This window comes from Haliea atlantica, from assembly GCF_054779855.1.
Genome location: NZ_BAAGXL010000022.1, coordinates 133,716 through 144,528 on the forward strand (window position 1 = coordinate 133,716; position 10,813 = coordinate 144,528).

Annotated in this window: 11 protein-coding genes and 1 tRNA gene; 5 read left to right on the forward strand and 7 right to left on the reverse strand. The window is 63.2% G+C overall.

What is annotated here, in order from left to right:
- Positions 1 to 54: 54 nt before the first annotated feature.
- The 6 genes from infC to uvrB all read right to left on the reverse strand — a co-directional run bounded on the left by infC (position 55) and on the right by uvrB (position 7,009).
- A complete protein-coding gene (infC, locus tag ACYVGS_RS14760) occupies positions 55 to 579 on the reverse strand; it encodes a translation initiation factor IF-3 (RefSeq protein ID WP_460589437.1) in 525 nt (174 codons plus the stop codon).
- A gap of 7 nt (positions 580 to 586) precedes the next feature.
- Positions 587 to 2,518 (reverse strand): threonine--tRNA ligase, encoded by a 1,932-nt coding sequence (gene thrS / locus ACYVGS_RS14765; protein ID WP_460589438.1) that lies wholly within the window; start codon positions 2,516 to 2,518, stop codon positions 587 to 589.
- 97 nt (positions 2,519 to 2,615) lie between these two features.
- Positions 2,616 to 3,500: a DUF3667 domain-containing protein gene (locus ACYVGS_RS14770; RefSeq protein ID WP_460589439.1), complete on the reverse strand. Its 885-nt coding sequence runs from the start codon at positions 3,498 to 3,500 to the stop codon at positions 2,616 to 2,618.
- Positions 3,501 to 3,567: 67 nt separating this feature from the next.
- Positions 3,568 to 4,650: an alpha/beta fold hydrolase gene (locus tag ACYVGS_RS14775; protein WP_460589440.1), complete on the reverse strand. Its 1,083-nt coding sequence runs from the start codon at positions 4,648 to 4,650 to the stop codon at positions 3,568 to 3,570.
- Positions 4,643 to 4,867 carry a hypothetical protein gene (locus ACYVGS_RS14780; RefSeq protein ID WP_460589441.1) on the reverse strand — a complete coding sequence of 75 codons (225 nt, stop codon included), beginning with the start codon at positions 4,865 to 4,867 and terminating at the stop codon, positions 4,643 to 4,645. The genes ACYVGS_RS14775 and ACYVGS_RS14780 overlap by 8 nt, the downstream gene beginning before the upstream one ends.
- A 123-nt stretch (positions 4,868 to 4,990) precedes the next feature.
- Positions 4,991 to 7,009 (reverse strand): excinuclease ABC subunit UvrB, encoded by a 2,019-nt coding sequence (gene uvrB / locus ACYVGS_RS14785; protein WP_460589442.1) that lies wholly within the window; start codon positions 7,007 to 7,009, stop codon positions 4,991 to 4,993.
- Between the two features lie 107 nt (positions 7,010 to 7,116).
- Between uvrB and ACYVGS_RS14790 the strand changes: the two genes are divergently transcribed.
- The 5 genes from ACYVGS_RS14790 to ACYVGS_RS14810 all read left to right on the forward strand — a co-directional run bounded on the left by ACYVGS_RS14790 (position 7,117) and on the right by ACYVGS_RS14810 (position 10,300).
- Positions 7,117 to 8,853, forward strand: a complete 1,737-nt coding sequence (locus ACYVGS_RS14790; RefSeq protein ID WP_460589443.1) for a monovalent cation:proton antiporter-2 (CPA2) family protein — start codon at positions 7,117 to 7,119, stop codon at positions 8,851 to 8,853.
- 92 nt (positions 8,854 to 8,945) lie between these two features.
- Positions 8,946 to 9,021 (forward strand) — tRNA-Asn (locus tag ACYVGS_RS14795).
- A 144-nt stretch (positions 9,022 to 9,165) separates the two neighbouring features.
- Entirely contained in the window at positions 9,166 to 9,708 is a 543-nt protein-coding gene (locus ACYVGS_RS14800; protein ID WP_460589444.1) for a hypothetical protein, read from the forward strand.
- Positions 9,709 to 9,796: 88 nt separating this feature from the next.
- Positions 9,797 to 10,018, forward strand: coding sequence for a hypothetical protein (locus tag ACYVGS_RS14805; RefSeq protein WP_460589445.1), 222 nt, complete (start codon positions 9,797 to 9,799; stop codon positions 10,016 to 10,018).
- Positions 10,019 to 10,087: 69 nt separating this feature from the next.
- Complete coding sequence (locus tag ACYVGS_RS14810; protein ID WP_460589446.1) at positions 10,088 to 10,300, forward strand: RNA-binding S4 domain-containing protein; 213 nt, start codon at positions 10,088 to 10,090, stop codon at positions 10,298 to 10,300.
- Between the two features lie 40 nt (positions 10,301 to 10,340).
- Here the strand turns inward: ACYVGS_RS14810 and ACYVGS_RS14815 are convergent, their stop codons facing one another.
- Positions 10,341 to 10,736 carry a hypothetical protein gene (locus ACYVGS_RS14815; RefSeq protein ID WP_460589447.1) on the reverse strand — a complete coding sequence of 132 codons (396 nt, stop codon included), beginning with the start codon at positions 10,734 to 10,736 and terminating at the stop codon, positions 10,341 to 10,343.
- Positions 10,737 to 10,813: the final 77 nt, after the last annotated feature.

The window sequence follows — 10,813 nt, forward strand, 5'->3', positions numbered from 1 at the left end:
GGATACTCCGCATTGGCATCAATAGTCAGTGAAGAGAAAGGGCATTCACGGGCCCTAGCCCTTCTTCTTGGGGGCGATCACCATGGTGAGCTGCCGGCCTTCCATCTTTGGAAACTGCTCGACGGCTCCCCACTCGGCCAGGTCATTTTCAACTCGCTTGAGGAGTTGCATGCCGAGTTCCTGGTGGGCCATTTCACGACCGCGAAAACGCAGCGTGACCTTGGCCTTGTCGCCCTGTTCGAGGAAACGCACAAGGTTGCGTAGCTTGACCTTGTAGTCTCCCTCGTCCGTCCCTGGACGAAACTTCATTTCCTTGACCTGGGTCTGTTTCTGCTTCTTCTTCTGAGCAGATTTCTGTTTCTTGGCCTCGAAAATATGCTTCCCGTAGTCCATCACCTTGCAGACTGGCGGGTCGGAATCAGCGATCAACACAAGGTCCAGCCCGACTGACTCTGCCGCAGTCTGGGCGTCCTTCAGCGGGACAATGCCCACCTGGTCTCCGTTGGGCCCGATGAGGCGTACCGGGCTGGCTGTAATCTGGTCGTTGATCAGCGCTTTCTTGGAGGCGCCTTTTCCCATGTCTTTCTTAATGCTGATTCTCCATAACAATACGGCCGCGACGTGCCACGTCATCGGCGAGCTGCGCTGCCAGCGCGTCCAGGCTCAGTGAGCCAAGCTCCTCACCACGACGCGACCTCACGGCCACAGTCTTCGATTCCACTTCCTTGTCCCCGACCACAAGCAGGTAGGGCACTTTCAAGAGAGTGTGCTCGCGGATTTTAAAGCCGATCTTCTCATTTCTCAAGTCCGAGACCACCCGGAAGCCGCGCGCTTTCAGGTCATTTTCCACAGAGCGGGCATAATCCGCCTGTTTGTCAGTGATATTCAGCACCACCGCCTGGGTCGGCGACAGCCAGGTCGGGAACACACCCTCGTAGTGCTCGATCAGGATCCCGATAAAGCGCTCGAAGGAACCCAGGATCGCCCGGTGCAACATGACCGGCACCTGGCGGGAGCCGTCTTCGGCCACATACTGGGCACCCAGGCGCCCGGGCATGGAAAAGTCCACCTGGATGGTGCCCAGCTGCCATACGCGGCCGATGCAGTCCTTGAGGGAGAATTCAATCTTGGGGCCGTAGAAGGCCCCCTCCCCCGGAAGCTCTTCCCAGGGCAGCTGGTGGGCATCCAGGGCCTCGGCCAGGGCCTTCTCGGCCCGGTCCCAGTCGGCATCGGAGCCGACCCGCTGCTCGGGGCGGGTGGAGAGCCGGTAGATCACCTCGCTGAAGCCGAAATCCGCATAGACCTGGTGCAGGAAATCGATAAAGGATGCCACCTCGGGCTGGATCTGCGCCTCGGTGCAGAAGATGTGGGCGTCGTCCTGGGTAAAGCCGCGCACACGCATGATGCCGTGCAGGGAGCCCGAGGGCTCGTTGCGGTGGCAGCTGCCGAATTCGGCCAGGCGCAGGGGCAGGTCCCGGTAGGATTTCAGGCCCTGGTTGAAGACCTGCACGTGGCAGGGACAGTTCATCGGCTTGACCGCGAAGTGACGCTCCTCGGACTTCAGGGTGAACATGTCGTCGCCGAACTTGTCCGCGTGCCCGGAGCGCTGCCACAGGGACATGTCCACCACCTGGGGCGTGCGGATTTCCTGGTAGCCGTGCTCGCGCTGGGCCTGGCGCATGTACTGCTCGATGCACTGGTAGATGGTCCAGCCCGGCGGGTGCCAGAAGACCATCCCGGGCGCCTCTTCCTGGGTGTGGAACAGGTCGAGCTTCTTGCCGATCTTGCGGTGATCGCGCTTCTCCGCCTCTTCCAGGCGGGTCAGGTAGGCCTTGAGCTGCTTCTTGTTGGCCCAGGCGGTACCGTAGATGCGCTGCAGCATCTCGTTGCGCGAGTCGCCGCGCCAGTAGGCCCCGGCAACCTTGGTCAGCTTGAAGGCCTTCAGGGCACCGGTCCGGGGCACGTGCGGGCCGCGGCACAGGTCCATCCAGCTGCCCTGCTGATAGAGGGAAATCTCCTCCCCGGCGGGCAGCTCCTCGATGATCTGCACCTTGTAGTGCTCGCCCATGTTGCGGAACAGCTCGATGGCCTTCTCGCGGCTCATCACCACGCGCTGCACCGTCAAGTCGTCCGCGGCCAGTTCCTCCATGCGCTTCTCGATCTTTTCCAGATCTTCCGGCGTGAAGTGGTGCCCCGAGGCAAAGTCGTAGTAAAAGCCGTCCTCGATGACCGGACCGATGGTCACCTGGGTGCCCGGGAAAAGCTCCTGCACGGCCATCGCCAGCAGGTGAGCGGTGGAGTGGCGGATAATCTCCAGGCCGGCCTCGTCACGCTCGGTGATGATAGCCAGGCTGGCGTCGCCCTCAATCAGGTAGGAGGTGTCGACCTCGCGGCCATCCACCACCCCGGCCAGGGCGGCCTTGGCCAGGCCCGGGCCGATATCGGCCGCGACATCGTGCACGGTCACGGCTTGTTCAAACTGTCGTTGACTGCCGTCAGGGAGAGTTATGGCGGGCATGCGCTTTCCTATTGCCAGTGGTGGCCCCCACGAAAGGCCACGTGAGTCAGCGTTGTATAGAGGAAGCGCCCATGGTACCACAGCGGCGGCAAAGCCGTCAGCTCAATAACACCCCGACGAGGACGGTAAACACCGTGGCGAGCACCAGTAGCACCAGGTAACCCAACCCCATGAGCAGGAACTTCCACAGGGTCATGCCCCAGCCCTGGCCATAGACACGTTTGAGGGAAAGCAGCAGGTACAGCGGCACCCAGAGACTGATCAGCCACTCGCCTGCGGACCACAGCCGCCCGACGGCGAGACCGGCGAGCGTGTCGGGCAATGACTCCAGCACCAGCAACAGCAGGATCATCACGAACAGGAAGGCGTGTCCGTGCAGGGCGTGAATCAGGTGTTCGATGTAATAGCGCCCGACAAGGGGGTAGATCAGCCGCATGTAAAGTGCCAGCAGCGGGACCAGCAACAGCATGCTGTTGGGAATGATTTCCAGCAGATCGTCGACGAAGCCCGCCGGGTCCTCCTGGATGCGGGCCACACTCCCCTCCAGCCGCCGCTGCAGCTGGGCCTGATTCCCCGAGGACAGCCCCGGCAACAGGAGCTGCACGCGGGCCGGCTCTGCCGCCGCATCCGCTCCCTCGCCGTTAAGGGTCACCAGGGGCCGGCCCTGGATCAGGTTGACGCCCCAGGCAAAAGCGATACACAGCAGACTGGTGAACAGAAACAGACGCAGGGGACTCACATAGCGAGTGCGTCGCCCCGCCAGGTAGGCGCGGGTCAGATGGCCGGGGAGGAAACACAGGGCACCCAGGGTGCGCACTGCCCGCGAGTCGAGACTGAACATCTCCGCCAGAAAATCCCGCAGGAGGACCCCGAACACACGCACCACCTCACGGTCGGACTGCCCGCAGTGGTGGCAGTAATGCCCGGCCAGCAGCACCCCGCAATTGGCGCAGCGCGGCTCGGTCGAAGGTTCCGCCCCCACTAGCGCAACCGGCTCGGCAGCGCCTGCGGCCTGCGGCCGGCACGCAGGCTCCGCTGCGGACGCCCCCTCAGGCCCCTGCTCGCTCATCCCGAAGGCTCGTCAGAAAATCCGCCAGCACCCGATTGAAGGCCTGGGGTTTTTCCATCTGCATGAAGTGCCCGGCTCCGGCAATCAGTTCGGTCTGCCGCAGGCCGGGCACCCGGGTGGCCATCAGGGACAGGGCATCGTCTCCAATCATCTTCAGAACGGCATCCTCGGCACCCGCGACAAACAGTGTGGGCACGTCGACCGGGGCATCGGCCCAGGGCAGGCCGATCTCCCAGTTGCGATCCGCGACCCGGTAGCTGTTGAGACCACCAATGAAGGCACGCTCTTCCCCGGCCAGCAGATACTGCTGCGCCAGGTAATCGAAGTCGGCCTGGCTCATCCACGACCAGGGCAAGGGCGGCGCCGGCGCCAGCACATCCAGGTAGCCCGTATCGCCCGAGGGGTAACGGTCCCAGCCGAGCAGGTTGCCCTCGCCACTGAGCGCCCAGTAGAGGCGCTCAAGGAACTCCAAAGCCCGTGGCCCAAGCTCGGCCTCGGCGGGGCCGATGGACTGGAAGTAGTGCATGTGAAAAAAATGCTGCTCGGCGAGGGCGGCAAAACAGGCGCTGGGGGCCATGTCCGGTCGCGCGAAGGGTCGCTGCGCGGCAGAGCCACCGGCCGGTCGACTGCCGGCGCAGCCGCGCCCGGCCAGATCGAAATCGTAAGGACAGCTGGTGGGAACAATGGCGACACAGGCCTCCGGGTGACGCACGGCCAGGTTCCAGACCTGGGCGGTACCGAAGTCGTGACCGACAAACACCGCGCGCTCCTCGCCGAAATATCGCAGCAAAGCCAGCAAGTCATCGCAGTGCCGGTTGCTGTCGTATTCCGCCACGGCGAGGGGACGGTCAGACTGGCCGTAGCCGCGCTGGTCGATCGCCACCGCCCGGAAACCCAGCTCCGCCACGACGGGCAGCTGGTGGCGCCAGCTGTACCAGAGCCCCGGGAAGCCGTGGCAGAACACCACCAGCGGCCCCTCCCCCAGCGCCACGGCATGCAGGCGCACGCCATCGCTGTCAATCCAGTGGTCCTCAAGCCGGGACCAGGGCAGTGATTCAGGCATCGGTGATCGGCTCCATCTCGTCCCAGAGAGGGGCCACATTGTCGAAGAAGTGGCGATAGTAGCGACGCGCGGCATCCATGCCGGACATGCGCAACCCCACCGGGAACAGCTCGTAGACCGGGTTGGCCTCCAGGGTGGCCAGTGTGCCCTCGTAGTCGCCGTTTTCCTCGGCGACCGTGTGCCGATAGGCGATTTCCAGAAGATCGGAAGGGGACATGCCGCTTACCTGTTGTCGTTATCCAGGCACAACCATAACGGCTTCGGGGCCGTCTTCAACAGCCATTGCGGCAGATAGCAGCAGGCCGGCTGACATGCCAAACCGGTGTCCGGGTCGCGGCGATCAGCTGACGAAGGCCAGCTGACGTAACTCCGCCAGCTGATCGCGCAGGGCAGCAGCCTCCTCGAACTCGAGATTCTTGGCATGCTCCTGCATCTTTGCCTCCAGCTGCTCCATGCGCCGCGACAGCGCCGCCGGGCTGAGGCTCGCCACCTCCGCGGCGTAGTCCAGTGTGGGTTCGGCGACCTTGCGGCTCTTGCCCTTGCCCCGCGTGGGCATGCGCCGCGCGCCCTCCATGATGTCCTGGACAGACTTGCTGACCCCGACCGGCGTCACACCATGTTCCCGGTTGTGGGCCAGTTGCTTCTCCCGGCGCCGTTCGGTTTCCTCCATGGCCCGCTGCATGGAACCGGTAATCTTGTCGGCATAGAGAATGGCGCGACCGTTGAGGTTCCGGGCCGCGCGGCCGATGGTCTGGATGAGGGAGCGGTCGGAGCGCAGGAAGCCCTCTTTGTCAGCGTCCAGGATTGTCACCAGGGACACCTCCGGCATGTCCAGCCCCTCGCGCAGCAGGTTGATGCCCACCAGGACATCGAACTCACCCAGGCGCAGGTCGCGAATAATCTCGACCCTCTCCACCGTGTCGATGTCCGAGTGCAGGTAGCGCACCTTGACGCCGTGCTCGCCGAGGAATTCGGTGAGGTCCTCGGCCATGCGTTTGGTCAGCGTGGTCACCAGTACGCGCTCGCCCCGGGCCGTCACCTCGCGAATCTCCCCCAGCAGATCGTCCACCTGGGTGGTCGCCGGGCGCACCTCCAGTGCCGGGTCCACCAGGCCTGTGGGGCGCACCACCTGCTCCACCGTGCGTCCGGCGTGTTCCTGCTCGTAGGGCCCCGGCGTCGCGGAGACAAACACGCACTGGGGCACCAGTTGCTCCCACTCCTCGAAGCGCAGGGGGCGGTTGTCCAGGGCCGAGGGCAGACGGAACCCGTATTCGACCAGTGTCTCCTTGCGCGAGCGGTCGCCCCGGAACATGGCGCCAATCTGCGGAATACTGACGTGGGACTCGTCGACAATCACCAGGGCATTGTCCGGCAGGTATTCAAACAGGGTCGGCGGCGGCTCACCCGGCGCCCGCCCGGAGAGATAGCGGGAATAGTTCTCCACCCCGTTGCAGTAACCCAGCTCGCGAATCATCTCCAGGTCGTAGCGGGTGCGCTGCTGCAGGCGCTGCGCCTCCACCAGTTTGCCGGCATCATTGAGCTGCTTGAGCCGCTGCTCCAGTTCGACTTCGATCTGCTCCACCGCATTGAGCATGACATCCCGGGAAGTCACGTAGTGGCTCTTGGGAAAGATGGTCACCCGGGGCACCTTGCGCTCGACCGCGCCAGTCAGGGGATCGAAGAAGGTGATGTTCTCGATCTCGGCGTCGAACAGCTCGATGCGCACCGCCTCCCGCTCGGAGTCGGCGGGAAAGATATCGATCACGTCGCCGCGCACGCGGTAGGTCCCGCGCCGGAAGTCGATGTCGTTGCGGGTGTACTGCAGCTCGGCCAGTTGGCGCAGCACCTGGCGCTGGTCGATCAGCTCGCCCCGGGACAGGTGCATGACCATGCGAAAATAGGACTTGGGGTCGCCCAGGCCGTAGATCGCGGAGACAGTGGCCACCACCAGGCAGTCCTCGCGCTCGAGCAGCGCCTTGGTGGCGGAGAGGCGCATCTGCTCGATGTGCTCGTTCACCGACGCATCTTTTTCGATGTAGGTGTCGGAGGACGGCACATAGGCCTCCGGCTGGTAGTAGTCGTAGTAGGAAACGAAATACTCGACGGCATTGTCGGGGAAGAATTCCCGGAACTCGCCGTACAGCTGTGCCGCCAGGGTCTTGTTGTGGGCCATGACGATGGTCGGCCGCTGCAGGCGCTCCACCACGTGGGCCATGGTGAAGGTCTTGCCCGAACCGGTCACCCCCAGCAGCGTCTGCGAGGCCAGGCCCGCGTTGACCCCTTCTACCAGCGCCTCGATCGCCTTCGGCTGGTCCCCGGCCGGGGCATAGGGCGCCTCTACCCGGAATGGTTTGCCCATCGCTGCTACTCCTCGCCGATTAACCTTCCATTATGGTGCAGCGAGCGGGCAAATGCAGCCCGGCCTGCGTTACTATCGCGGACAGAACCTGGCGAGGAGCCCTGCAAGTGGCTGAACACGGCATTCCACACCTGAGAGAAATCGTTGTTTTCCTGCTGGCCGCCGGCATCCTGGTGCCGCTGCTGCACCGGGCCCGGGTCAGCCCCGTCCTCGGTTACCTGATTGTCGGGGGAATCATCGGACCCTATGGCCTGGGACTCTTTGTCGACGACCTGCCCTGGCTGTCCTGGGCGGTGATTTCCGATCTCGAGGGCGTTCAGGCCCTGGCCGAGCTCGGGGTAATTTTCCTGATGTTCATGATCGGCCTGGACCTGTCCCTCGACCGCCTGTGGTCCATGCGCAAGCTGGTCTTCGGACTCGGCAGCCTGCAGGTGGGCATCACCGCGGTAGTCATCGGCGGCATTGCCTGGGGCTTTGGCAATGGGCCCGCCGCCTCCATCGTGCTGGGTGCGTGCCTGGCACTCTCCTCCACCGCGATCGTCATGCAGCTGCTGATGGAGAAGCGTCAGCTCGCCACGCCGGTGGGGCGCTCGAGCTTCTCCATCCTGCTGATGCAGGACCTGGCGGTGGTTCCCATCCTGTTCCTGGTCGGGGTCCTCGGCACCAAGCTGGAGGGCGGGCTGGAACTGGCCCTGCTGGGCGCCCTGGGCAAGGCCGTGGTCGTGGTGGTTGGCATCTACCTGGCGGGCCGCCTGCTGCTGCGCCCCCTCTTCCACATGGTCGCCCGCACCGGCAATGCCGAGATGTTCATGGCGGTTACCCTGCTGATGGTGATCGGCGCCTCCGCGATTACCGGTGCCAGCGGGCTGTCCATGGCGCTGGGCGCCTTTATCGCCGGCCTGCTGCTCGCGGAAACGGAGTTCCGGCACGAGATCGAGGTCGACATCGAGCCCTTCAAGGGACTCCTGCTGGGCCTGTTTTTCATGTCCGTGGGCATGGGCATAGACTATCGGGTGGTGGGCCAGGAATTGTTCTGGATCAGTGCCTCGGTGATCGGGCTGTTCCTGCTCAAATCCGGCATCACCGCGGCCCTCTGCCTGTCCTTCGGGATTCCCCGGCACACCTCCCTGGAGACCGGCCTGCTCCTGGGCCAGGGGGGCGAGTTCGCCTTCGTGGTGGTGAGCCTGGCCATGGGCCTGGGCCTGATTCCACCGGACGTGGGGCAATTCATGCTCATCGTCACCGGCCTGACCATGATCGTGACGCCCTTTGTCGCTGCCAGCGGCAGCCGCCTGGCGCGCCGCCTGGAGCCTCTTCAAACACCCGCGGAAGGTGACCAGTTGCCCGAGGACGGCGCCCTCGAGGGCCACATGGTAATCGCCGGCTTCGGGCGGGTCGGCCACCTGCTGGGCAGGGTTCTGGACAGCGAGAGCATTCCCTACATTGCCCTGGACACCCAGCCGGCGATCGTCGCCTCCGGCAGGGAAGCTTCACTGCCGGTCTACTTCGGCGATGCCGCGCGTCCGGAAATGCTGCGCCGCGCCGGGCTCGATCGCGCCTGTGCCCTGCTGGTGACCATGGACAACCCCAGCGCGGCGGAAAATGTCGTGCGCACAGCCCGTCAGCAGTGGCCCGAGCTGACCATCCTGGCGCGCGCCCGCGATCCGCTTCACGCACAGCGCCTGCGCGCCCTCGGGGCCACTGAAACCGTGCTGGAGACCGTCGAGGCGAGTCTGCAGCTGTCGACCCGCGCGCTGCATACTGTCGGCGTCTCCGAAGACGCGGCGCGACGCCGCGCTGACGCCCAGCGCGAGCTGGAACTCGACACGACACCGGGACTCTAAGGAGCCATCACAGTTCTCTGTAAAAATTTAGGGCGAGGGCTTGACCCTCGGAGGGAGCGTCACTAATATACGCGGCCTCAGATGAGATCAATTCCGCCTTAGCTCAGTTGGTAGAGCAATTGACTGTTAATCAATGGGTCGCTGGTTCGAGCCCAGCAGGCGGAGCCAAATTTAGATAGAGATCAAGGGGTTGCAGTACTGCAGCCCCTTTTTTTTCGTCTGCTCTCCCCCCGGAATCCATGGCGCCGAATCCGCTGAGCGCCCCCAAAACTGCCCCGCGGTTTACTCCGCACACTCACCGACAAGGACACTATGCTAACAGCCAGCAAGCTCGAAAAAATCATGCAACTCGAAAGCGACCTCCGCGCCGAGTATCAGCAGGAGATCGACGCCAGGAACGCCGAGATCGACCGCCTCACCAGCCGCGAGTCAGCACTCCAGGCAACCATCGACAAGCAACTGGAAACCATCACCGAGCTCACCGGCAAGGCGACGGACAGTCAGAAGGCCGAGCAGCGCAGCCGCGAACTGCACAATCGCTGCGATAAGCTCCTGGCCGAGATCACCGAACTCAAGCAGTGCGTGAAAAACCTGCAGAAGGACCTGTCTGCGGTGCGCGAGGAGAACAAGGCGCTCACGCAATTCGACCCGGCGCGCATGAAGAAGAACCTCGATGCCGGCAAGAAGAAGCTGGCGGAGAAGACCGCAGCCGCCGACACCCTGCAGAAGACGCTCAGCGAAACGAAGAAAGAGAACGCCGAGTTGCAGCGCAAGGTGGCTGCGCTGGAAGCGAGGGTGGCCGAGTCGGAAGGCACGGAGCCTGTCGACCCCAGGGAAGAGCCGGCTGCGGCTTGATCACTCCGCCGGAACAAGCCTGATCGAGCGGATACTTGTCAGATCAGGTCGTGGCCGTTAAACCTACAGGCATCCGATCGAGAGTATTATGAACAGAATAGAGAAGCTACAGAATGACGTGTACAGCTTCGAAGAGCTCGACACCCTGGAGAAGAACGCGATCAAATTGCGCGATCAGGAAACTCTGAGCCTGATCATTCTTAGCCGCGCGTCAAAGACGGCCAAGGGTGAGAAGCCGAGAAGTACTGTTGGTGCCGATGGCAAACCGCTGACCAAAAGGGCCCGTCGAGATGCGAAGGCTGGGCGGTAGTTGGTAGCTGGTGCCAAATCAACGCCTATAGGCTGACTCTGACGTCAGTCTCCTTTCAGGTAAACCACCATGAGAACCGTCGATATCCACAAAGAGCCCGTCGAGCTCTATAAGATCCTCAAGTTTGAGGGCCTCGTCGCCTCCGGTGGCGAAGCCAAACTGCTCATTGGGGACGGGCAGGTACTGGTCAATGGCCTGGTAGAGACCCAGCGGCGCAAGAAAATTGTGCACGGCGACACCATTGAATTCCGCGGGGAGCGGCTGCAGATCAGACGCGTGTGACGGATGAAATCGCAGGCAGCTTCGAATCTGCCTCAACTCTTCAGAAAAAAGGCACTAGAAGCCCACCTGCCAGCCAGATCAGGGCCACACAGACAAGTACTCGCAGCAGCGTGTCTGTCAGCGATGATCCGCCGTGATCATGGTCATGATGCTCATGCTGGTGGGACGACAGCTTCCGGCCCTGGCGCCAGAACCATACCAGAACGCCTGTCACCGCCAGGAAGAGAATATTCAGCGCACTCTGGTAGTTCCACTGGAAGAACTCCCGGTCACTGACCGCCGCCTGGCCGCTAAAGTCTGGCAGCAGGCCGAACAGAGCGAAAGCGTAATGCAGTATCAGCGAAACGCTGACGATGCCGACCAGCATAATTCCCAGGATGTAGAACGCCATTTTCCAGCCGTAGTAGGCGGCATTGATGCGGAGAACCGGCAGCACCACAAGGTCGGAAAAGATGGCTCCTCGTCACTCTGAGTGGAATTAGACCACATGCTGGGGCATCCTACCGCGCACCG

Coding starts and splice junctions, on each gene's coding strand:
- ACYVGS_RS14810 (WP_460589446.1), top strand. CDS start 10,088: ATGAGAACCGTCGATATCCACAAAGAGCCCGTCGAGCTCTATAAGATC.
- ACYVGS_RS14780 (WP_460589441.1), bottom strand. CDS start 4,867: ATGTCCCCTTCCGATCTTCTGGAAATCGCCTATCGGCACACGGTCGCC.
- ACYVGS_RS14805 (WP_460589445.1), top strand. CDS start 9,797: ATGAACAGAATAGAGAAGCTACAGAATGACGTGTACAGCTTCGAAGAG.
- uvrB (WP_460589442.1), bottom strand. CDS start 7,009: ATGGGCAAACCATTCCGGGTAGAGGCGCCCTATGCCCCGGCCGGGGAC.
- thrS (WP_460589438.1), bottom strand. CDS start 2,518: ATGCCCGCCATAACTCTCCCTGACGGCAGTCAACGACAGTTTGAACAA.
- ACYVGS_RS14800 (WP_460589444.1), top strand. CDS start 9,166: ATGCTAACAGCCAGCAAGCTCGAAAAAATCATGCAACTCGAAAGCGAC.
- ACYVGS_RS14775 (WP_460589440.1), bottom strand. CDS start 4,650: ATGCCTGAATCACTGCCCTGGTCCCGGCTTGAGGACCACTGGATTGAC.
- infC (WP_460589437.1), bottom strand. CDS start 579: ATGGGAAAAGGCGCCTCCAAGAAAGCGCTGATCAACGACCAGATTACA.